This window comes from Acidipropionibacterium jensenii DSM 20535, assembly GCF_000425285.1.
Classification (GTDB): Bacteria; Actinomycetota; Actinomycetes; order Propionibacteriales; family Propionibacteriaceae; genus Acidipropionibacterium; species Acidipropionibacterium jensenii.
Window position 1 is genome coordinate 163565 of sequence record NZ_AUDD01000003.1, and the last position, 21683, is coordinate 185247.

Sequence of the window (21683 nt, forward strand, 5' to 3'; positions counted from 1 at the left end):
ACCGACGACAGCCGCTCCGGGGGGCGGTACTCAGATCAGGGAGATCTGCTACTCACCGATCCAGGTGTGCAGGCGGACCTCCCTGATCTGCACCGTGCCGTCCTCGGTGCCGGTCTGGCGGTGGGCGCCGTCGGCCTGCCAGCCGGCTGCGCTGAGGAAGGAGCGCAGGGTGTCGTCGGTGGTGCGCAACCACCAGGTGGCCCGGGTGAACCGGTCGGCCCGCAGGGTGTCGACGACGGCATTGAGCAGTCGCGACCCGTGCCCCCGGCCCCGATGGTCCAGATCGACGACGAACTCGGCGACCAGCGCATCGGTGGGCTCGGCGTCCTGGTCCTCGCTGGGGCCGATGGTGGCGAAGGCGCGCACCCGGGGCCCCTCCTCCCCGGGATCCAGGGCGACCAGGACCCTCAGCTCGGCGAGCGGTGGAGTGGCGATCGCGCGCCACCAGGTCTGCGTCATCTCCTCGACGCTCATCGACTCCAGCAGCCCGTGCAGATCCGGGTCGGCCTGCCAGACCCGGCGCTGCAGAGCGGCGATGGCGCCGGCCTCGGCGGGCAGGGCGAGCCTGACGGAAGGGGTTCCTGCGGTGGTCCCGGACATGCTCACACCCTATGTGGAGACGCCGCCGGACGATCCGAGGGGCTGCGCGGAGGTTCGCCCGAAGCAGCCCGTGCCGGGGCTGGTCCCCGCGGTGCCGACCCGTCCCGGGAGCGGCGGAACTGCATCTACCGGCGTCAACAGATAAGCTGGTCGTTGTGGCGAAGAATGGACTGAAGAACCCCCCTGCCCTCAAACCTGACGTGCTGCGGGTCATCCCGCTCGGCGGTCTGGGAGATGTGGGACGCAACATGTCCTGCTACGAGATCAACGGCGAGATGCTCCTCATCGACTGTGGAGTGCTCTTTCCCGAGGACGACCAGCCTGGCGTCGATCTCCTGCTCCCGGGCCTCGACTACCTCGACGACAAGCTGGACATGATCCAGGCCCTCGCGCTGACCCATGGTCACGAGGACCACATCGGCGCGGTGCCCTACTTGCTCAAGCGTCGGCCCGACATCCCGGTGTACGGCTCCCGGCTGACCCTGGCCCTGCTGGAGGCCAAGCTCAAGGAGCACCGCATCAAGGGCTACCAGCTCCACGTGGTGCGCGAGGGGGACAACGCCGAGATCGGCGAGCAGTTCGACCTGGAGTTCCTGGCCGTCAACCACTCGATCCCCGACGCCCTGGCGGTGTGCGTGCGCACCGACGCCGGCACCGTGCTCAACACCGGTGACTTCAAGATGGACCAGCTCCCCCTGGACCACCGGATCACCGACCTGCGCGGGTTCGGCCGGCTCGGCGAGGAGGGCGTCGACCTGTTCATGGTCGACTCCACCAATGCCGAGGTGCCGGGCTTCATCAAGTCCGAGACCGAGATCGAGCCGGCCATCGAGAGGGTCTTCGAGAAGGCCCAGAAGAAGCTCATCGTGGCCTGCTTCTCCTCCCACGTGCACCGTGTCCAGCAGGTCCTCAACATGGCCGTCAAGCATCACCGCAAGGTGTGTTTCGTCGGTCGGTCGATGATCCGCAACATGTCGGTGGCCCGCGATCTTGGCTACCTCCACGTGCCCGGCAACACGCTCATCGAACTGCGCGAGCTGGACAAGTACTCCGACTCCCAGGTGGTCATCGTCTCCACCGGGTCCCAGGGGGAGCCGCTGTCGGCGCTGGCCCGGATCGCCAACCGCGAGCACCGTGACATCTCGGTCGGCGAGGGGGACACCGTCCTGCTGGCCTCCTCGCTGATCCCCGGCAACGAGAACGCCGTCTACCGGGTCATCAACGGCCTCACCCGGCTGGGCGCCGTGGTGGTCCACAAGGGCAACGCCCTGGTCCACGTCTCGGGTCACGCCGCCGCCGGCGAGCTGCTGTTCGCCTACAACATCGTCCGGCCCCGCGCCGTGATGCCGATCCACGGCGAGATCCGTCACCTGATCGCCAACGCCGCCCTGGCCAGGTCCACCGGGGTGGCCGAGGAGAACGTCATCGTCACCGAGGACGGCGGGGTGGTCGATCTGGACGACGGCGTCCCGCACCTGGTCGGCAAGGTCGACGCCTCCTACATCTTCGTCGACGGCGCCGGTGTCGGCGAGGTCACCGAGGACTCCCTCACCGACCGCAAGAGACTCGGCGAGGAGGGGTTCATCTCGGTGGTCGCCGGGGTCAACACCCGCGAGTCCTCGGTCATCTCGGGACCCGCCATCCAGGCCCGCGGATTCGCCGAGGGCGAGGAGTCCTACGACAAGATCCGCAAGCAGATCGTCAGCGAGCTCGAGAAGGCGATGAACGACGGCGTCGATGACCCCCACCGTCTCCAGCAGGTGGTGCGTCGCACCATCGGCCGATGGGTCTCCAAGACCTACCGTCGCCGTCCGATGATCGTTCCGGTCGTCATCGCGGTCTGACTGATGGCCGGCGATTTGGAGTCGTCGGATCAGGGCATGTAGTCTGAACAAGTTCCTGCCTGGAACCCCCTTGCAGAATTACGAGTGTGTCGGCGCGCATGGCGCCGGCTGTTGAACAGGAGAACTCCCAGTGGCTGCTGTGTGTGACATCTGTGCCAAGCGCCCCGGTTTCGGACACAACGTCCCCTGGTCGAAGAAGCGGACCAACCGGCGGTGGAATCCCAATATCCAGCGCGTTCGTGCCGTCGTGAACGGCACCCACAAGCGGATGAACGTGTGCACGTCCTGCCTCAAGGCCGGGCGCGTCGAGCGCTGAGACTGCGCGGGCGTCTGCCCGCAGGCCAGGAAAGGGCCGACCCTCCATGTGGAGGGTCGGCCCTTCTGCGTTCCGGTGCACAGACCTGTCGGTGCACTCCGGTAGCCTCGCCAGAGTGGATGACGTCGTCTCACCGTGGTTGACCGGAGCCCAGCAGGAACTGCACCGCCCGCTGGCGGAGGTGCTGGGCACCAGGACCGCCAAGGCCTTCACCGCCCTGCACATCTCCACGGTCGGCGAACTGCTCTCCCACGTGCCCAGGCGGTACCTCACCGGCACCGAGACCACCGATCTGTCCCAGCTGGTGCCCGGCTCCGAGGTCGCCCTGGTCGCCGATGTGGCATCCGTGGAGGTGCACAACATCGCCGGCCCCGGCCACCGCCAGCGGCTGGAGGTCGGCCTGACCGACGGCAGGGCCACCCTGCCGATCACCTTCTTCGGCAAGGACTGGCTGGTCAAGTACTGGCAGAAGCAGTTCACCGCCAGCACCCACGGGATCTTCGTGGGCAAGGTCGGCACCTTCCGGGACCGGCCCCAGATCACCCATCCCGACTTCGTGATGTTCGACGCGAACGGCCGGATTGTCGGCAAGGCCGACAAGAAGACGATGGCCACCCAGGTGATGCGCCACGGCCTGGTCGGCCTCTACCCGGCCACCGCGAAACTGCCCACCTGGACGATCGCCGAGTGCGCGACCCTGGTGCTGGCCCAGGTGGGCCGGCAGCAGGACACCCTGCCCGACTGGCTGCGCGAGGAGGCCGACCTGCCCCGGATCTGGGACGCCTTCGAGGAGGTCCATCACCCCCACGACCTACACAGCGCCGAGCAGGCCGCCGAACGCCTCATCTGGGAGGAGGCCATCGCCACCCAGGCGACGATGGCCTCCAGACGCCGGACGGCCGCCGGCCGGGAGGCCCCGGCCTGCCCGCCGCGACCCGACGGGATCCTGGCGGCCTTCGACGCCGTGATGCCCTTCACCCTCACCGCCGGTCAGCAGGAGGTCGGACAGCGGATCTCCGGTGAGCTGGCCGGCACCGCCCCGATGCAGCGGCTGCTCCAGGGGGAGGTCGGATCGGGCAAGACCCTCGTCGCGCTGCGGGCGATGCTCCAGGTCGTCGACGCCGGCCACCAGGCCGTCCTGCTGGCACCCACCGAGGTGCTCGCCCAGCAGCACCACGCCACGATCACCGGGCTGCTGGGAGATCTCGGGGCCGGTCGGGTGCTGGGGGCACCCGAGAACGCCACCGGCGTCGCCCTGCTCACCGGCTCGATGAACGCCGCCCAGCGCCGCGATGCGCTGTCCCGGATCGCCGATGGGTCGGCCGGAATCGTCATCGGCACCCACGCCCTGCTCACCGGCACGGTCGAGTACGCCGATCTGGGGCTGGTGGTCGTCGACGAGCAGCACCGCTTCGGGGTGGAGCAGCGCGGAGTGCTGACCTCCTCCTCCCGGCGTCACCCCCATGAACTGGTGCTCACCGCCACCCCCATTCCCCGCACCGTGGCGATGACGGTCTTCGGCGACCTGGAGGTCTCCAGCCTGCGCGAGCTGCCCGCCGGACGGGCCGACGTCCAGACCACCGTGGTCGACGTGCAGCAGCACCGCGGCTGGCTGGACCGGGCCTGGCAGCGGGCCCGCGAGGAGGTCGAGAAGGGGCACCAGGTGTTCGTCGTCTGCCCGCGCATCGACGCCCACGAACCCGACGAGAGGCCCGACGGGGCAGGCCCGGCCGAGGACCATCGGCCCCCCTCCGCCACCGTCGAGGAGCTCGCCCCGGCACTGTCCGGCGGACCGCTGAGGGGCCTGCACGTCGAGGCCCTTCACTCCCGGATGGACCCTGCCGACAAACAGCAGGTGATGGACCGGTTCGCCCGGGGAGCCTGCCAGGTGCTGGTCTCCACCACCGTGGTCGAGGTCGGCGTCGACGTCCCCAACGCCACCATGATGGTCATCATGGACGCCGACCGGTTCGGCGTCTCCCAGCTCCACCAGCTGCGCGGTCGAATCGGACGCGGCACGCTGCCCGGGCTGTGCCTGCTGGTCACCGGCGCCGAACCCGGAACCGACACCCGCGCCCGGATCGACGCCGTGGCGGCGACCCGCGACGGATTCGAGCTGGCCGAGCTGGATCTGGCCCAGCGCCGTGAGGGCAACGTCCTGGGCTCCTCCCAGGCCGGACGCCGCAGCCCGCTGAGGCTGCTCAAGGTCCTGGACCACGCCGAGATCGTCAGCGCCGCCCGCACCCTTGCGGAGCGCTGGATCGACAAGGATCCCGACGACCCCCGACTGCGCGACCTGGTCGCCTCGACCGAGCGGATCGCCGAGGGCGACCTCATGGAGCAGGGCTGACGGGAGCGCTGCGCCCCCGCCGCACCCGCCTTCCGCGGCCCCGGGACGCAGCCCCGTCCATCACGCCGTCAGCATGCGCTGCGGGCCGGATACTGCCCGACTACTTGTCGGTCGGCTCGGGGCCGAAGGCGAAGGTCCGCCCGCTGATCTGGCCGGGCTGGATGCGCACCCAGTTCTTCTTGACCGTGGGCACCCACGGCCGCAGCGGCATCTTCTCGCACAGCGCCAGCTCGTCGGGATCGGTGATGAGCTCTGCGCGTCCGCGCAGCACCACACTCCACCCGCCGTCCTCCGACCAGCCGTCGGCCTCGAAGGCCACCGCGCTGTTGCGGACGATCTCGTCGAGCTTGCTGCCCGGGGCGGTGCGGAAGACGATCGACAGCCCGTCAACGACATAGTTGACCGGGAAGATCTGGGGCTGGTCATCGATGCTGGTGGCCAGCCGGCCGACCAGGGCGGTGTCGAGGTAACCCCAGCAGGAGTCCTCCTCGACAACGGACATCGGGCTCTCCTCATTGCTCATGGACTATTTCTACCAGCCCGGTGGGACTGGCGCAGGCACCAGGCAGATCACCGGGCGAGCGCGGCCGACCCTCGGCGGGCGCGGGGGCGAGATCTGCTCGCGAGGGTATCGCGCGGCGACTTCGATACCCTGAACCGGTGACCAGGATCATCGCGGGACGAGCCGGTGGGCGCCGGCTGCGCACCCCCGACGGGGACTCCACCCGACCGACCTCCGACCGCGTCCGCGAGGCCTTCTTCTCGAGCCTGGCGGCCTGGAACGGCACCTCCGACCAGCCCGCCGACACCCAGCTGGAGGGCCAGTCCGTGCTCGACCTGTTCGCCGGATCCGGGGCGGTGGGGCTGGAGGCCGCCAGCCGCGGCGCCGCCCGGGTGGTCGCGGTGGATAAGAACCCCCGGACCGCGGCCCTCATCCGGACCAACGCGAGGACCTGCGGCCTGGCCGACCGTCTCACCGCGGTGGCCGCCGGCGCCGAACGGTACCTGGCCGGCGGGCTCCAGACAGACCCCTTCGACGTCATCTGGTTCGACCCGCCCTACGCGGCCGACGCCGACCAGCTCGACGCGCTGATCGCCGAGGCGGTCGGAGCCTTCCTGGCCCCCGACGGCCTGATCGCGGTGGAGAGGTCGGCCAGGGGCCGGGCGCCGGTGATGCCCGAGGGTCTGGACAGCTGGACCAACCGCTACGGTGAGACCGTCGTCCACCTCGCACAACCCACCAGGGAGCACTCGTGAAGGCCGTCATCTCGGGATCCTTCGACCCCATCACCCGTGGACACGTCGACATCATCACCCGCGCTGTCAGGCTCTTCGACGTGGTGGTGGTCGGGGTCGCGGTCAACTCGGCGAAGAACGGCATCTTCTCGATGGACGAGAGAGTCGCCTTCGTGCGGGACGCCGTCGCCCACGTCCCGGGCGTGGAGGTCGCCCCCGTGGAGGGACTGCTCGTCGACTTCTGCACCGCCCAGGGCGCCGAGGCCATCGTCCGGGGCCTGCGATTCGGCGGGGACTTCGACTACGAGCTGCAGATGGCCCACGTCAACAAGGCGATGAGCGGGATCGAGACGGTGCTGCTGCCGGCCGGCCGGGAGTTCGGGACGATCAGCTCCACGATCATCCGGTCGGCGGCCAGCAACGGCGGCGACGTCTCCGACTTCGTCCCCCCGGCGGTGGCCGCCGCGCTGAAGGAGCGGTTCGGGGGCTGAGATCCCCACGCCTCGAGGGCCTGCCCGTCGTCGCCGGGTCGGTGGAGGCCGATTGAGGTTTTGCCCGGCGATTGAACCGTTGTAGAGTAAGCGGTCGGTCATGACCTCGTCATGGTCCATCGGTTGAAGGGAATGCTGCGATGAACACCAACCATCGCCGCAGTGGCGCCTCTCGCGATCTCATCTTCGAGACTCACGACCTGCGTCGACGTGCGGGTCAGATGATGCAGGTCCAGCGCGACGCCCGGGCACCTCAGGACCTCGGCCTGGACATGATCGGCGTTCCCGAGGACTCTCCCGTCGACCTGGACCTGCGTCTGGAGTCGGTGATCGAGGGGATTCTCGTGACCGGAACCGCCGAGGTCACACTGACCGGGGAGTGTTCACGGTGCCTGGAACCGATCGAGGAGAAGTCCTCCTTCGACCTCCAGGAGCTGTACTACTACCCGGGACATGAGCCCGAGGAGGATGCCAACCGGGTGAGCGACGAGGAGGAGATCGATCTCGAGCCCGTCTTGCGCGAGGCAGTGGTGCTGAACCTGAAGTTCAGCCCGCTCTGTCGCTGGGACTGCGCGGGATTGTGCCCCGAGTGCGGGGCCAACCTCAACACGCACCCGGATCACGACCACGGGGAGAGAATCGATCCCCGATGGTCGGGGTTGAAGGATCTCGGAGCGGTTCTGGCCGATCCCGACTCGGACCGGTCCCAGGCTTGACGGTTCATGGCCCCGACGGGCGATGGATCTGACCGGTCATCAAGACGGCACACACATGAAGGACGACACCGCAGAGGCGGCGTCGCAGGATGAGGAGATTATCGTGGCAGTCCCGAAGCGGAAGATGTCCCGCAGCAACACCCGGAGCCGTCGTTCGCAGTGGAAGACGTCCGCCCCCACCCTGGTCACCTGCGCCAACCCGGCCTGTGGACAGAAGCATCTGCCCCACACCGCGTGCCCGTCGTGCGGCGAGTACGGTCCGCGCGGTGACCGGCGTCAGGTCACCGAGGCCTGATGACCGACTGCTCCGACCAGGAGCAGGGCGCGCAGGCAGGCCGGAGGGGTCCCGCAGAGGATGCGAGCTGGCCCTTCCTGACACTGCTCGAGGAGTTGGGAATCGAGATCGATCCTCAGCTCCTTCAGCTTGCCCTCACGCATCGCTCCTACGCCTTCGAGAACGGCGGGATACCGACCAACGAGAGACTCGAGTTCCTCGGTGACGCCGTCCTGGAGGTCGGTGTCACCGAGTACCTCTACAACGCCTACCCGGCCTTCGCAGAGGGGCGGATGGCCAAGCTGCGCGCCGCGGTGGTGAGCACCGTCTCCCTCGGCGGTGTCGCCCGGAGCCTGCAGATCGGCCCACGGGTGCTGCTCGGACGGGGCGAGGAACTCACCGGCGGACACAACAAGACGCACCTGCTCGCCGACACCACCGAGGCCCTGCTGGGCGCGGTGACCCTGTCGGCGGGGCTGGTCGAGGGGGTGCGACTGGTCCACCACCTGTTCGATCCGCGCATCGACGAGGCGGTCCGCTCCGGGGCGGGCACCGACTGGAAGACCGCCCTGCAGGAGATGTGCGCCGAACTGCACCTGGACTCCCCGCAGTACCGGATCGAGGGCTCGGGGCCTGACCACGACCGCCGCTATCTCGCTCGGGCCGTCGTCGGCGGCCGCGAGCGCGGCGGGTATGTCGGCCACAACAAGAAGGAGGCCGAGCTCGGCGCCGCGCGGCTGGCCATCGACGAGCTGGTCGCCGAGCACCACATCCCGGTACCGGATGCCTGAACTTCCCGAGGTCGAGACGATCAGGCGCGGTCTGGCCGCCCTGGTGTCCGGCCGACAGGTGGTCGGCGTCACGGTGCTCGACGATCGGGCGGTGAGGCGTCAGCGGGGCGGCCCCGAGGCCTTCATCGCATCGTTGAGCGGGTGCACCCTGCTGGAACCGCGCCGGCGCGGCAAGTATCTCTGGTTCCCCCTGCGGGGGACTGATCGGTCGACCGCCGACGACGCCCTGCTGTGTCATCTGGGCATGAGCGGTCAGTTCCGGGTCGACGACGCCGGCGCTCCGCTGGAGCGCCACGCCCGCGTCATGGCGGACCTGGACGACGGCGCCCAGCTGCGCTTCCTCGATCAACGGCTCTTCGGAGGCCTGCAGATCAGCCCTGCCGGGGCGGATCTGCCCGCCGAGATCGCCCACATCGGGCCCGACCCGTTCTCAGACGGCTTCGACCCCCGACGCGCCGGGGCACGTCTGCGGGCCCGGCGCAGCACCCTCAAGAGGTCCCTGCTCGACCAGACCCTGGTCTCGGGAATCGGCAACATCTATGCCGACGAGACCCTCTGGCGGGCGCGACGCCACCCTGAGACGCCGACCGGCCGACTGCGGGCCGCAGAGGCCGGCGCACTGTACGAGACCGCACGCCAGGTGATGGCGGAGGCCCTGGTCGCCGGGGGCACCTCCTTCGACTCCCTGTACGTGCGGGTCAACGGCGAGTCGGGCTACTTCAGTCGCAGGCTCGACGTCTACGGCAGAGCCGGACAGCCCTGCCGTAGATGCGGCACCCCGATCACCCGGATGGCCTTCATGAACCGCTCCTCCCATCTGTGCCCGCACTGTCAGCGATGGCCCAGAGGGGTTCCGCGTCCACCCGCCCCACTAGGATCGCCGAGGTGACCATGACCCGTTCAACTCCCGGTGACCACCGCCGTCACCTGGCAGAGTTCATCAAGTTCGGCCTGGTCGGCGGCTCCGGGGTGCTGGTCAACATGCTGGTCGCCCTGGTGATGAACAAGGCCAACGGAGGCACCAGGAACTCCCAGCAGATCCTGTTCAACCTGTTCGGCACTCCCTGGAACTTCCGGTTCACCAGCCTGGTGTGGATCGTGGCCTTCATCGTCTCCAACATCGCCAACTTCCAGCTCAACCGCTCCTGGACCTTCAAGAGGGACCGGCGCCGCAGCTGGTGGGCCGAGTTCTGGCCGTTCTTCTCGGTCGGGGCGGTGGCCGCCTTCGTCGGGATGTTCATCAAGATCGCCCTCACCAACCCCACCTCGCCGGTCTTCCTGTCGGCATCCTTCTTCCACGAGGAGGCGGGTCTGCACTCGAGGGAGTACTGGTCGCAGATCATCACGATCGCCATCACGACGCCGATCAACTTCGTGGTCAACAAGCTGTGGACCTTCCGCTCCATCCGCCACCGCGAGGAGGAGTCGTCCGGCTCCCGCGCCGGCCGCCCCGCCTCGAATGTGAAGACGAGCTAAGGATCCCCTTAACTGAGTCTGGGAAGGGGTGTCCTGGTTGTGGTCGGACCATTGCGACATGCACTCTTGAACAGGTGTGCGGGCAGTGGGTCGGCACACCGGCAGTGAGAGGCAGTACTGGTGGCGTTCACATTCATCATCTCGATGGTGGTCATTCTTCTGGTCGCCGCGGGAGTCGCCGCGGTCGTGTGGGCCGGGCTGAGGGAGCCGCGCACACCGGTCACCGGAAGCGGGCTGACGGCGGTCGCGGCGCGGACCGGCCGAATCCTCAACGGTGACGAGCACGCCGCCGACATCCTGCAGCTGGTGAAGGTCCCGGTGCGCACCGGCCGCCCGCAGTCGACCGATCCCCGCACGAACTGACCCGACAGGTTCGGATCCGCACGGTGCGACCGTGCGTACACCGGGCCCAGGTCACGCCGGGGCAGGCCGGTAGGATCATCCCGTGCCATCTTCCATGATCTTCGTGTGGACGCTGTTCGGCGTCCTGGTGCTCGCAATCGTCGTCGGGGTGAGTGTCGCCCTCGTCAACCGCTACCGGGTCCTCAAGGGGGGCAAGGCCCCCCACGAGGTGGAGGCCCCCCGACCCGGTGAGCCGGAGGAGCCGGCGACGCCCACCGAGACGCCGACCAGCCCCGCGCCGACCGGCGGGGCCCCGGCCCCCGAGGACACCACGTCTCAGCCCACCGCACCCGCGGCCGAGGCCCCCGTCGAGCTGGAGGCTCCCGAGGCACCGGCCTCGCGGATGGCCCGGCTGCGGCGGCGACTGGCCGGCAGTAACAACGCTCTGGCCCGCGGACTCGCCCAGCTGCTGAGCGCGGACCGTATCGATGAGGACACCTGGGACGACTTCGAGACCGCCCTCATCACCTCCGACCTGGGGGTCGGACCGACCACCGAGCTGGTCGAGAAGCTTCGCGGCGAACTGGCTCTGGACGGCGTCGCCGATCCCGACCAGGCCCGCGCCGTGCTCCACCGCGAACTCGTCGGCCTGGTCGACCCGGCGATGGATCGCCGGCTCAACCTCGAACACCCGGAGGGAAAGCCGGCCGTCATCCTGATGGTCGGCGTCAACGGCACCGGCAAGACCACCACCTGCGGCAAGCTCGCCCGGGTCCTGGTCGCCGAGGGACACTCCGTGCTGCTCGGTGCGGCCGACACCTTCCGTGCGGCTGCCAGTGAGCAGCTGGAGACCTGGGGGGACCGCGTGGGGGTGCGCACCGTCCGCAAGGACGAGGGCGCCGATCCGGCCTCGGTGGCATACGAGGCCGTTCAGGCCGGAATCGACGAGGGCGCCGATGTCGTTCTCATCGACACCGCCGGTCGCCTCCACACCAAGTCCGGGCTGATGGACGAGCTGGGCAAGGTGAAGCGAGTCATCGAGAAGCTGGCCCCGGTCTCCGAGGTGCTTCTGGTGCTGGACGCGACGACCGGCCAGAACGGGCTCACCCAGGCGAGGATCTTCGCCGAGGTGGTCGACGTCACCGGGATCGTGCTGAGCAAGCTGGACGGATCGGCCAAGGGCGGGATCGTCGTCCAGGTGCAGCGCGAGCTGGGCGTTCCGGTCAAGCTCATCGGGCTCGGCGAGGGACCCGACGACATGGCCCCCTTCGACGCCGAGCAGTTCGTCTCCGGATTGATGGGGGAGTAAGTCCAATGACCACGAATCTGCCGGACGGAACGACTTCCGGTCACGCCGAGGTGGAGCCGGTGCACCTGGACTCGGCCCGGGTCGCCGTGCTGATTCCCTGTTACAACGAGCAGGCCACCGTGGCGAAGGTTGTCCGGGACTACCGGGCGGCCCTGCCGACCGCACAGGTCTACGTCTACGACAACAACTCGACCGACCGCACCGCCGAGATCGTGGCAGACCTGGAGGCCAGTGACGACCGCGTGCACCTGCGTCACGAGTGGCGCCAGGGCAAGGGCAATGTCATTCACTCGATGTTCCGCGACATCGATGCCGACTGCTACGTGATGATCGACGGGGACGACACCTATCCCGCCGAGTACGCCCCCCAGCTGGTCGAGCTGGTGCTCACGGGCAGGGCCGACATGGCGATCGGCGACCGCCTGTCGACGACCTACGCCACCCAGAACAAGCGGCCCTTCCATGAGATGGGCAACTCCGTTGTCCGCAGTCTCCTCAACCACCTGTTCCGATGCGACATCACAGACATCATGACCGGGTACCGGGCCTTCTCCCGCACCTTCGTCAAGGGGTTCCCGGTGCTGTCGCGAGGATTCGAGATCGAGACGGAGATGTCGATCCACGCGGTCGACAAGAACCTCAAGGTGCGCGAGGTACCGATCGACTACCGCGACCGTCCCGAGGGGTCGGCCTCCAAGCTCGACACCTACTCCGACGGCTGGAAGGTGCTGCGCACCATCTTCCGGCTGTTCAAGAACTACCATCCGCTGGCCTTCTTCGGCACCATTGGCGCCCTCTTCGCGATCGCCTGTGCGGTGACCTTCCTCCCGGTGTTCCTGGAGTATCTGCGGTCCGGCGAGGTACCCCGGTTCCCCACCCTGATCGTCTCGGTCGCGCTGGGCATGGCGGCCGTGCTGTGCTGGGCGGTGGCGCTCATCCTCGACGTCGAGGTGGCCAAGAGCCGCCAGCTGTACGAGGTGATGACGAACTACCACGACCACATCGAGAGGTTGCTGGCGGCCAATCGGTCCCAGCTGGACCCGCAGTTGCGCGAGCGCACCGGCCCGGATCCGGCGCAGCGCGTGGAACGGTCCCAGGGCGCGGGGCAACATCGCAGTGGCTGAGAGCGAGCGGATCGGCAGGCAGGCCTCCGGGGCGGCCACTGCGCCGATCGGCATCATCTTGATGGTGGTGTCCTCACTGTTCACCTGTACCGGCCAACTGATGTGGAAGCTGGCCGCCACCGGGAGGGCGGCTGAGATCGTCATCGGCTTCGGCTGCTACGGGGTCGGCGCGCTGCTGATGCTGATCGCCTACCGATTCGGCGAGCTGTCGGTGCTGCAACCGATCCTGGGGTTGTCCTATGTGCTCAGCCTGCTGGCCGGCTGGACATGGCTGGGGGAGCAGATCACGGCCGGACGAGTCATCGGGGTGGCCGCGGTAGTGGCAGGCGTCGCGATGGTCGCCAGGAGCGCGCGGTGACACTGCTGCTGTGGGCGGGGATGCTCACCATGACCCTGATCGGTGCGCTGTCGAGCTGGATGCTCAAGCTCGCATCGGGGGATCTGCGCCCGGCGCGGCTGATCCGCAACTGGCATCTGTGGGCCGGTGCTGCGGGCTATCTGTGCGCCGCTGTCATCAACATCTGGGTGCTGCGCCACATGGATCTCTCGGTGGTGCTGCCGATGACCGCACTGACCTACCTGTGGACTCTGCTGCTGGCCCGTTTGTTCCTGGGCGAGAGCCTCGATCGGTGGAGGATCGGCGGGGTCACGGCGATCCTGGTCGGCGTCGTCCTGATCGCGACGACCTGAGGTGGGTCGGATGGATGAGGTGGAGTGATGTCTGAGTGGACGGATCGGTGGCAGTCGGCCGAGGGAGTCAGGGGGATGGCCGGCGGCCCGGCGGGTGTGCTGATCAGTCTGGTGTGCTCGGCGGTGCTGACAGCCGGGTGGTGGTTCACCGGCCACACCGGCCTCCCGTCGGCGGGCCAGTGGATCGCGATGGCGATCGGATGGCTGGTGCTGGCCTCCGCGGTGCGGCTGAGCGCCACGATCCGCCGGCCCGGGCTGTGGCTGGTGGCGATCCTGCTCGGAGCGGTGCTGGCCATCATGAGGGTGCTCGGGGGTCGCTTCGATCCTGCTCTGCATCCGCCCTACCGGCACACCCGGATCTCGCCCTGGGTCGAGTTCGCGGTCGACTGGCTGATCGCGGTGCCGGTGATATGCGTCCTTCTGGAGGTCCTCGCCCATCCCCGCCGGGTGCGTTCCCAGAAGCTCACCGCAGGCCGAAAGGCCGCCTGGTGGGCGATCTCTGCAGTGCTGATGCTGGCAGCCTGGGCCCCCTACCTGCTGGCCTTCTGGCCCGGCATCGTGGTGCGCGACTCCTGGTCGTCGATCCGGATCGGCACCGGCATGCAACCGCTCAACAATCACCACCCGATCGCCTTCTCACTGCTGGTCGGGATGTGCATCAGGATCGGCGGCAGCTTCACCGCCGGCACCGCGGTGTTCTCCGTGCTGCAGGCCCTCCTGCTGGCCTTCGGGCTGGCGATCTGCGTGGTCTGGCTGCGCTATCGCGCAGGGCCTGTGCCCGCCATCCTGGCGCTGGCCTGGTTGGCCCTCGACCCGTCGGTGGCGATGTGGTCGATCACCATGCAGAAGGACACCCTGTTCGCACTGGTGATGACCCTGATGACGGTGCTGCTCGCCGAGGCAGGGCTGCGCGGCTGGACCTGGCTGACGCGGCCATGGCCGCTGGCGGGATTCCTGACAGGCCTGGTGGGCCTGTCCTTCACCCGCAACAACGGGACCTACATCGTCGCCTTCATGGTGGCGGGGGTCTGCCTGTTCCTCATCCCACGCCTGGTTGCGCCACGGCGCCACGGGTGGCGGTGGTGGGCGGTGCCGATCAGCTCGGCGATCGTGATGGCGCTGGTGTTCGCCCTACAGGGGCCCGGCTACAAGAAGGCTGGCATGGTGCCCAGCGATTTCGTGGAGGCGGCCGGGCTGCCGCTTCAGCAACTGGCCTGGGCGAACCGGTACGGACACCTGACGGCCGCCCAGCAGCGGACGCTGGCCCATCTGATGCCTCTGGAGCGGATGCGCCAGGACTACAACCCGACCCTGTCTGACAACATCAAGTTCGATCCGCGCGGGTTCAACAACCGCTGGCTCAACCACCACCGTCGCGAGTTCATCAGGACCTGGGCGCAGGCGATGCCGGCCAACCGCACCGGTTATGCGCTGTCGTGGTATGCCCTGGCGGGCCGGTATCTCGATCCCGGATCGGTCTTCCTGAGGGTCGACCCGGGCACCAAGCGGGGTTCGGGCAGCATCGTCATCGATGACCGCGACCGGCTCGCGACGGTCAGCGGGGGAAGGCTGGGCGCTGGACAGCTGCTGGACGTCGCCCGAACGGTGTCCACGAACCCGGTGACCGGCCTGACCTATCGGATGCCGCTGGTCATCTGGGCGGCGATCCTGGCGATGTGCTCGGCACTGCTGGCCAGACGTCCACGCGGCTCGCTGGCCTTCCTGCCGTTGATCGGGATGGTCCTGACGCTGCTGATCGCGGCACCCCTGACCGATTTCCGCTACGCGGCGGCAGGCCATGTCGGACTTCCCTTCCTGCTGCTGGCGCTGTGGGCCGGGGCGCACCGTGAGGAGGAGGCATCGTGACCACTCGGACACCGCTGCTGCTGGTCGGCATCATGAGTCCGCAGCTGGCCTGGGCGATGATGGGCCTGGCGGTGCTGGTCCCCATCCTGATCGGTCTGTGGTGGGGGTGGCGGGCCACCGGCGGTCGGCTGCGCAGAATCGGGCGGGGGATCGGCCGCGCACTGCTGGTGTTCTGCTGCCAGCTCATCGCCCTGGTCGCGGTCTTCCTGTCGGTCAACAACACCTACGGCTTCTACACCAGCTGGGGAGAACTGGTCGGCGAGGCGCCGGCCGCCCCGCGCCACGACCTGGTCGACATCCACAGCCCGCAGGTCAAGCGGATCGCGATCTCCAAGAACAACCCGCAACCCGACGGCCTGATGGCCGGCATCATGATGCCCGGCACCGACCCGCGCAACGCCCATGTCCCGGTCTGGCTGCCCCCGCAGTACTTCGAGCGCTCCCAGACCCACACCCGGTTCCCGGTCCTCTACTGGATCGGCGGAGAGGGGGACTCCGGGGACCGCGACAACATCTCGATCCCGCTGGTCGGCCCCGCCCTCAACCTCATCAAGAACTACCAGGCCAATCCCTTCGTCATCGTCTTCCTGCCCGGGGAGATCCGCACCGGGCAGGACACCGAGTGCACCGATGTCGGCGGGATCAAGCAGCAGAGCTGGATCATGCGCACCGCCATCACCAGGATCCAGAAGCACTACCGGGTGGGCCGCACGGCCGCCTCGAAGTTCGTGGCCGGCTACAGCACCGGCGGCTACTGCGCCGCCAACTTCACCATCAAGTACCACACCGAGTTCCGCGCCGGATTCGGCCTGGCGCCGTACTACCACCCGGTCTACGGGCAGCCCCAGCTCTCCCAGGTCACCCAGCAGACCCGTGACGAGAACTCGCCGATCATGCGGGTCAAGGCGAGGAATGTGCCCAGTGAGGTCCGCTTCCTGTCGGTGATGAGCCGGGCGGACAAGTCCACCTGGGGGGACGCCGCCAACCCGGCGATGTCCTACGGACAGGTCTGGGCCGACGGCCAGGACTTCTGGAACCACGCCCATACGATGGGCCAGTTCGCCTTCATCCTCACCGCCGAGGGAGGTCACCACACCAGCACCTACACCCCCTTCATCTCGGAGTCGATGCGGTGGTTGGGACAGTACGGACTGTGAGTCGCGGGGTCCATCGGCGGTACTGTGGTCGTTGACTGCCAGCACAAGTCCACCGAAGGAACTCACCCGTGTTCGACACACTCCAGGATCGACTCGCAGCGACCTTCAAGGGCCTGCGCGGCAAGGGCCGACTGACCGACGCCGACATCGACGCCACCGCGCGTCAGATCCGCATCGCCCTGCTGGAGGCCGACGTCAACCTCGGCGTCGTCAAGGAGTTCGTCGCCGCCGTCAAGCAGCGCTGCCGCGGCGAGGAGTTGTCCAAGGCCCTCAACCCGACCCAGCAGATCGTCAAGATCGTCAACGAGGAACTGGTCGGCATCCTCGGCGGGGACACCCGCACCGTGCGGTTCGCGAAGAACCCCCCGACCGTCATCATGCTCGCCGGCCTCCAGGGAGCCGGAAAGACCACCCTGGCCGGCAAGCTGGCCCGCTGGTTCAAGGACGAGGGACACTCCCCGATGCTGGCGGCCTGCGACCTGCAGCGTCCCAACGCCGTCACCCAGTTGCAGGTGGTCGGCGAACGCGCCGGCGTCAAGGTCTTCGCACCCCAGCCCGGCAACGGCGTCGGCGACCCGGTCGCGGTGGCCCGCGAGTCGGTGGAGGAGGCCCGCCGCAAGCTCTACGACGTCGTCATCATCGACACCGCCGGACGACTCGGCGTCGATGCCGAGCTCATGCAGCAGGCGGCCGACATCAAGGCCGCCACCAGCCCCGCCGAGACCCTCTTCGTCGTCGACGCGATGATCGGCCAGGACGCCGTCAACACCGCGGTGGCCTTCCAGGAGGGGGTCGGCTTCGACGGGGTGGTGCTCACCAAGCTGGACGGTGACGCCCGGGGCGGCGCCGCGCTGTCGATCGCCCGGGTGGTCGGGCGGCCGATCATGTTCGCCTCCTCCGGCGAGGGCCTCAAGGACTTCGACGTCTTCCACCCCGACCGGATGGCCTCCCGGATCCTCGACATGGGCGACATGCTCACCCTCATCGAGCAGGCCGAGAAGGCCTTCGACAAGGAGCAGTCCCAGGCTGCGGCGGAGAAGCTGCTGGCCGGCAAGGGCCAGTTCGGCCTCGACGACTTCCTCGGCCTGATGCGGCAGATGCGCCAGATGGGGCCGATGTCCAAGATCATGGGGATGCTCCCCGGGGTCGGCCAGATGAAGAACCAGATCTCCGACATCGACGAGCGCGAGGTCGACCGGATCGAGGCCATCATCCTGTCCATGACCCCCGCCGAGAGGGCCGACGTCGGGATCCTCAACGGCTCCCGACGCTCCCGGATCGCCAAGGGGTCGGGAGTCGAGGTGAGAGACGTCAACAACCTCGTCAACCGGTTCGTCGACGCCCGCAAGATGATGACCCAGATGAGCCAGGGGATGGGTGGCGGGATGGTCGGGTCGATGGCCAAGCACGGCGCCAAGCAGCAACGCAAGAAGCAGCAGAAGCGCCGCAAGGGGGCCTCCGGTAATCCTGCCAAGAGGGCCGCCCAGGAGAAGGCCGGCACCTCCCGGAAGCCCGCCGAGACCGGCAATCCGTTCGGCACCCCGGCGGCCGGGCTGCCCACCTCCCAGGAGGACCTCAGCAAGGCGATGGCCGACTTCCGGATGCCGCCCGGCATGGAGCAGATGTTCAACCAGAAGAACAAGGGCCCGCGCTGAGATGACAGGGCCACAGGACGGCGCGCCGCTGTTCCACACCCACACCCACGACGGATCCACCCACACCCACATCGATCCCGCCGCGCTGGCCCGCCTGGCCCCGGCCGCGGACCTGCGGATCTGCGCAGTGGTGCTGCCCGAGGGTGACCAGCGCGACCTGTGGATCCACGACGGAGTGCTCGTCGAGGGCCCGCTGCCGGGGGCCCGGACCCTGGCCCGGGACTGCTGGGTGATGCCCGGCCTGGTCGACGCCCACAATCACATCGGGCTGAATGCCAAGGGTGCGGTGAGTCACCAGGAGGCGGAGAGCCAGGCGATCACCGAGTCGAGAGCCGGCAACCTGCTGATCCGCGACGCCGGATCCCCGGTCGACACCCACTGGATCGACGAGCGGGAGGACCTTCCCCGGATCATCCGGGCCGGGCGCCACATCGCCCGTCCCAGGCGATACATCCGCAACTACGCCGCCGAGGTCGACCCGGACGAACTGGTCGCCGAGGTGGACCGGCAGGCCCGGGCCGGCGACGGCTGGGTCAAACTGGTCGGCGACTGGATCGACCGCGAGGTCGGCGACCTCGCCCCGCTGTGGCCTCAGGACGTCGCCCGGGCGGCCATCGAGAGGGCCCACCAGATCGGTGCCCGGGTCACCGCGCACTGCTTCTCCGAGGAGGCCCCGGCCCAGCTGGTGGCGGCCGGCATCGACGGGATCGAGCACGGCACCGGACTGACCGACGAGACGATCTCACAGATGGCGGTGCGCGGGGTGGCCCTGGTGCCCACCCTGGTCAACATCGAGAACTTCCCCGCCATCGCGGCCTCGGCCGACGGCAAGTTCCCGGTCTACGCGGCCCACATGCGCCATCTGCACGCCCACGTCGCCGAGACCGTCGGCAAGGCGGTGGACGCCGGGGTCCCGGTGTTCGCCGGCACCGATGCGGGAGGCACCGTCCCGCACGGCCTGGCGAGCCGGGAGGTGAGGATGCTCGCCGAGATCGGCGGCGCCGAGTTCGCCCTCGGGGCGGCCTCCTGGCGGGCCCGGCAGTGGCTCGGCGGCCCAGGCCTCGATCTCGGCGACTCGGCCGACCTGCTGGTCCTGGACGCCGATCCGAGGCAGGACCTGAGCACCCTGGAGCGGCCACGGCACATCGTGCTGCGCGGCCGGGTGCTGCTCGACCGGCCTGAGCAGGCCTGACTTCCCGTCGAGTTTCCGTCGGACCGGCCAGTTGTGGCAGAATGACGGGAGCTTCTGCCCGGTCGGTACCCTCTCACACCGTCCGGGTGGTTCCTCGGAGTCATTGCCGTGTCCCCACACCGGTAGTGTCCCCACCCGTCTTCCCGGGCCGACGGTCCGGGTGATCCCATTAGGAGAATCCACACACGTGTCTACCAAGATTCGTCTGAAGCGTCTCGGCAAGATCCGCACCCCGCACTACCGCGTTGTCGTCATGGACTCGCGGACCAAGCGCGACGGACGTGCTATCGAGGAGATCGGCCAGTACCACCCCAAGAGCGACCCGTCGATCATCTCGATCGACTCCGAGCGCGTCCAGTACTGGCTCGGCGTCGGCGCCCAGCCCAGCGTGGCCGTCGTCGCCCTGCTCAAGCGGACCGGCGACTGGCAGACCTTCACCGGTGACGGAAGCCAGTCCGGGGTCACCCCGCAGCCGGCCCGCCCCAACAAGGACGAGGTCTTCGACGCCGCCCTCGCCGAGGCCGACGAGGCTCCTCGCGAGGCCATCACCAAGAAGGCCGACGCCGAGGAGGCCCCGGCGGAGAAGGCCGAGGACTGACATGCTGACCGACGCTCTTGAGCACCTGGTCTCCGGCATCGTCTCCCACCCCGATGACGTGCGGGTCCGTGAGAAGCAGTTGCGCCGCGGGCCGATGCTCGAGGTGCGCGTCAACCCGTCCGACATCGGCAAGGTGATCGGCCGCCAGGGCCGTACCGCATCGGCGCTGAGGACGGTCGTGGATGCCCTCGCTGGAGGCGAGCAGGTCCGCGTCGACTTCGTCGATGTCGACCGTCGCGGCGGACGTCATCGCTGAGCACACCGGAGCTGTCGGCGGCCGTGACCCGAGAAGGGTCACGGCCGTTCGTCACGTTCAGCCCCCAGTCGGGGAGTCGAAGGAGAAGAGATGAGCGAGTCGTCGCACAGCGGGTCGGTCGAGGTGGTGGTGGGACGGATCGGCAGGGCCCACGGTCTGCACGGTGAGGTGGCCGTCTCGCTGCGCACCGATGAGCCCCAGACCCGGTTCGCCCAGGGGGCGACCCTGCGGGTCGAGGGCAGCGGGCGCGAACTGCACGTTCAGCAGACCCGCAGCCAGTCGGCCGCCTTCCAGGTGCGCTTCCGTGAGATCGATACCCGTACCGGGGCCGAGGCCCTTCAGGGCAAGATCCTGGTCGCCGATGTGGCGGCCGAGGAGAGGCCGACCGGCGAGGAGGAGTACTACGACCGGCAGCTGCGCGGGCTGGCGGTCCTGGACTGGCAGCAGCACCGGATCGGCCGGGTCAGCGATGTCATCCATCTTCCCGCCCAGGATCTGCTGGCGATCGACGTCGACGGTCAGGAGAGGCTGGTGCCCTTCGTGAGCGCCCTGGTGCCGACGGTCGATCTGGATGCCGGGACCCTCACCCTGGCCGATGTCGGCGGGCTGGTCGACGCCGACGCCGAGGAGGCGCGCTGAGACATGGGCGCCGCTCTGAGACTCGACTACCTGTCCATCTTCCCCGACTACTTCCAGGTGCTGCACCTGTCCCTGCTCGGACGGGCCGTGGAGCACGGGATCGTCGAGGTGCACTCCTGGGACCTGCGCGACTGGACCCATGACCGGCACCGCACGGTCGACGACACCCCCTGCGGAGGGGGAGCGGGAATGGTGATGAAGCCCGATCCCTGGGGGGAGGCCCTCGACGAGCTGCTGGGCCCCGATCCCGACCCGGAGGTCCACGTGGTGGTCCCCACGCCGTCCGGCTACCCGTTCCGCCAGAGCGACGCCGAGGACCTGTCGCGGGTGCGCAGGATCGTGTTCTGCTGCGGCCGCTACGAGGGCATCGATCATCGGGTGCTGGACTACATCGCGAGTCGCTGGACCCTCCACGAGCTCAGTCTGGGCGACTACGTGCTCAACGGGGGAGAGGTCGCCGCGCTGGCGGTCACCGAGGCCGTCGCCAGGCTGGTTCCCGGGGTGATCGGCAACCCGGAGTCCCTCACCGAGGAGTCCTACGCGCCCGGTCAGGACGGCCTGCTGGAGTACCCGGTGTACACCAGGCCGATCTCCTGGCGCGGCCTGGATGTGCCCGAGGTGCTGATGAGCGGACACCACGGTCGGATCGCCCAGTGGCGCCACGACCAGTCGGTGGAGCTCACCCGCAACCGTCGGCCCGATCTCATCTGAGCCCCATCGGGGGGTCCACTACACAGTGACGTAGTGGGTTGGCTATGGTG

Annotated in this window: 25 protein-coding genes; 23 read left to right on the plus strand and 2 right to left on the minus strand. The window is 68.7% G+C overall.

The genetic code is table 11. The features are described 5' to 3' along the window. Positions 1–48: 48 nt before the first annotated feature. The gene (locus tag H590_RS0102865; protein WP_028702371.1) at positions 49–600 is read right to left on the minus strand and encodes a GNAT family N-acetyltransferase; all 552 of its coding nucleotides are present in this window, start codon (positions 598–600) and stop codon (positions 49–51) included. Between the two features lie 155 nt (positions 601–755). Between H590_RS0102865 and H590_RS0102870 the strand changes: the two genes are divergently transcribed. The 3 genes from H590_RS0102870 to H590_RS0102880 all read left to right on the plus strand — a co-directional run bounded on the left by H590_RS0102870 (position 756) and on the right by H590_RS0102880 (position 5110). Next, complete coding sequence (locus H590_RS0102870) at positions 756–2444, plus strand: ribonuclease J (protein ID WP_028702372.1); 1689 nt, start codon at positions 756–758, stop codon at positions 2442–2444. Positions 2445–2574: 130 nt separating this feature from the next. After that, positions 2575–2760 carry a 50S ribosomal protein L28 gene (rpmB, locus tag H590_RS0102875; protein ID WP_028702373.1) on the plus strand — a complete coding sequence of 62 codons (186 nt, stop codon included), beginning with the start codon at positions 2575–2577 and terminating at the stop codon, positions 2758–2760. 46 nt (positions 2761–2806) lie between these two features. Continuing rightward, positions 2807–5110: an ATP-dependent DNA helicase RecG gene (locus tag H590_RS0102880; RefSeq protein WP_051238107.1), complete on the plus strand. Its 2304-nt coding sequence runs from the start codon at positions 2807–2809 to the stop codon at positions 5108–5110. A gap of 100 nt (positions 5111–5210) precedes the next feature. Here the strand turns inward: H590_RS0102880 and H590_RS0102885 are convergent, their stop codons facing one another. Next, the gene (locus H590_RS0102885) at positions 5211–5633 is read right to left on the minus strand and encodes a pyridoxamine 5'-phosphate oxidase family protein (RefSeq protein ID WP_028702375.1); all 423 of its coding nucleotides are present in this window, start codon (positions 5631–5633) and stop codon (positions 5211–5213) included. Positions 5634–5770: 137 nt separating this feature from the next. On the opposite strand from H590_RS0102885, the gene rsmD reads away from it, so the two are divergent. The 20 genes from rsmD to trmD all read left to right on the plus strand — a co-directional run bounded on the left by rsmD (position 5771) and on the right by trmD (position 21633). Beyond that, positions 5771–6367: a 16S rRNA (guanine(966)-N(2))-methyltransferase RsmD gene (gene rsmD / locus H590_RS0102890; protein ID WP_028702376.1), complete on the plus strand. Its 597-nt coding sequence runs from the start codon at positions 5771–5773 to the stop codon at positions 6365–6367. After that, entirely contained in the window at positions 6364–6837 is a 474-nt protein-coding gene (coaD, locus tag H590_RS0102895) for a pantetheine-phosphate adenylyltransferase (RefSeq protein ID WP_028702377.1), read from the plus strand. Before rsmD ends, coaD begins: the two co-directional genes overlap by 4 nt. A 140-nt stretch (positions 6838–6977) precedes the next feature. After that, positions 6978–7553 carry a YceD family protein gene (locus H590_RS0102900; RefSeq protein WP_028702378.1) on the plus strand — a complete coding sequence of 192 codons (576 nt, stop codon included), beginning with the start codon at positions 6978–6980 and terminating at the stop codon, positions 7551–7553. Positions 7554–7656: 103 nt separating this feature from the next. Beyond that, the gene (gene rpmF, locus H590_RS0102905) at positions 7657–7848 is read left to right on the plus strand and encodes a 50S ribosomal protein L32 (protein WP_028702379.1); all 192 of its coding nucleotides are present in this window, start codon (positions 7657–7659) and stop codon (positions 7846–7848) included. Then, positions 7848–8618 (plus strand): ribonuclease III, encoded by a 771-nt coding sequence (gene rnc / locus H590_RS14565; protein WP_051238108.1) that lies wholly within the window; start codon positions 7848–7850, stop codon positions 8616–8618. The genes rpmF and rnc overlap by 1 nt, the downstream gene beginning before the upstream one ends. Then, complete coding sequence (mutM, locus tag H590_RS14570) at positions 8611–9507, plus strand: bifunctional DNA-formamidopyrimidine glycosylase/DNA-(apurinic or apyrimidinic site) lyase (RefSeq protein WP_036980760.1); 897 nt, start codon at positions 8611–8613, stop codon at positions 9505–9507. Before rnc ends, mutM begins: the two co-directional genes overlap by 8 nt. Positions 9508–9509: 2 nt before the next feature. Continuing rightward, positions 9510–10094 (plus strand): GtrA family protein, encoded by a 585-nt coding sequence (locus H590_RS14575; protein ID WP_051238109.1) that lies wholly within the window; start codon positions 9510–9512, stop codon positions 10092–10094. Positions 10095–10214: 120 nt separating this feature from the next. Then, positions 10215–10457 carry a hypothetical protein gene (locus H590_RS0102925; protein ID WP_028702380.1) on the plus strand — a complete coding sequence of 81 codons (243 nt, stop codon included), beginning with the start codon at positions 10215–10217 and terminating at the stop codon, positions 10455–10457. 94 nt (positions 10458–10551) lie between these two features. Further along, the gene (ftsY, locus tag H590_RS0102930) at positions 10552–11745 is read left to right on the plus strand and encodes a signal recognition particle-docking protein FtsY (protein ID WP_036980764.1); all 1194 of its coding nucleotides are present in this window, start codon (positions 10552–10554) and stop codon (positions 11743–11745) included. 5 nt (positions 11746–11750) lie between these two features. After that, complete coding sequence (locus H590_RS14580; RefSeq protein WP_084149224.1) at positions 11751–12869, plus strand: glycosyltransferase family 2 protein; 1119 nt, start codon at positions 11751–11753, stop codon at positions 12867–12869. Continuing rightward, the gene (locus tag H590_RS14585; protein WP_084149225.1) at positions 12862–13227 is read left to right on the plus strand and encodes an EamA family transporter; all 366 of its coding nucleotides are present in this window, start codon (positions 12862–12864) and stop codon (positions 13225–13227) included. Before H590_RS14580 ends, H590_RS14585 begins: the two co-directional genes overlap by 8 nt. Further along, positions 13224–13559 (plus strand): EamA family transporter, encoded by a 336-nt coding sequence (locus tag H590_RS0102945; RefSeq protein ID WP_051232538.1) that lies wholly within the window; start codon positions 13224–13226, stop codon positions 13557–13559. Before H590_RS14585 ends, H590_RS0102945 begins: the two co-directional genes overlap by 4 nt. Before the next feature lie 27 nt (positions 13560–13586). Beyond that, positions 13587–15425, plus strand: a complete 1839-nt coding sequence (locus H590_RS0102950; protein WP_028702383.1) for a DUF6020 family protein — start codon at positions 13587–13589, stop codon at positions 15423–15425. After that, positions 15422–16582: an alpha/beta hydrolase gene (locus H590_RS0102955; protein WP_232020932.1), complete on the plus strand. Its 1161-nt coding sequence runs from the start codon at positions 15422–15424 to the stop codon at positions 16580–16582. The genes H590_RS0102950 and H590_RS0102955 overlap by 4 nt, the downstream gene beginning before the upstream one ends. A gap of 68 nt (positions 16583–16650) precedes the next feature. Then, positions 16651–18237: a signal recognition particle protein gene (gene ffh / locus H590_RS0102960; RefSeq protein WP_028702385.1), complete on the plus strand. Its 1587-nt coding sequence runs from the start codon at positions 16651–16653 to the stop codon at positions 18235–18237. Position 18238: 1 nt separating this feature from the next. Further along, positions 18239–19429, plus strand: a complete 1191-nt coding sequence (locus H590_RS0102965) for an amidohydrolase family protein (protein WP_028702386.1) — start codon at positions 18239–18241, stop codon at positions 19427–19429. 187 nt (positions 19430–19616) lie between these two features. Beyond that, entirely contained in the window at positions 19617–20027 is a 411-nt protein-coding gene (rpsP, locus tag H590_RS0102970) for a 30S ribosomal protein S16 (RefSeq protein WP_028702387.1), read from the plus strand. Position 20028: 1 nt separating this feature from the next. Beyond that, positions 20029–20283, plus strand: coding sequence for an RNA-binding protein (locus H590_RS0102975; RefSeq protein ID WP_028702388.1), 255 nt, complete (start codon positions 20029–20031; stop codon positions 20281–20283). 90 nt (positions 20284–20373) lie between these two features. Continuing rightward, positions 20374–20922 (plus strand): ribosome maturation factor RimM, encoded by a 549-nt coding sequence (gene rimM, locus H590_RS0102980; protein WP_028702389.1) that lies wholly within the window; start codon positions 20374–20376, stop codon positions 20920–20922. A gap of 15 nt (positions 20923–20937) precedes the next feature. Continuing rightward, positions 20938–21633: a tRNA (guanosine(37)-N1)-methyltransferase TrmD gene (gene trmD / locus H590_RS0102985; protein ID WP_028702390.1), complete on the plus strand. Its 696-nt coding sequence runs from the start codon at positions 20938–20940 to the stop codon at positions 21631–21633. Positions 21634–21683: the final 50 nt, after the last annotated feature.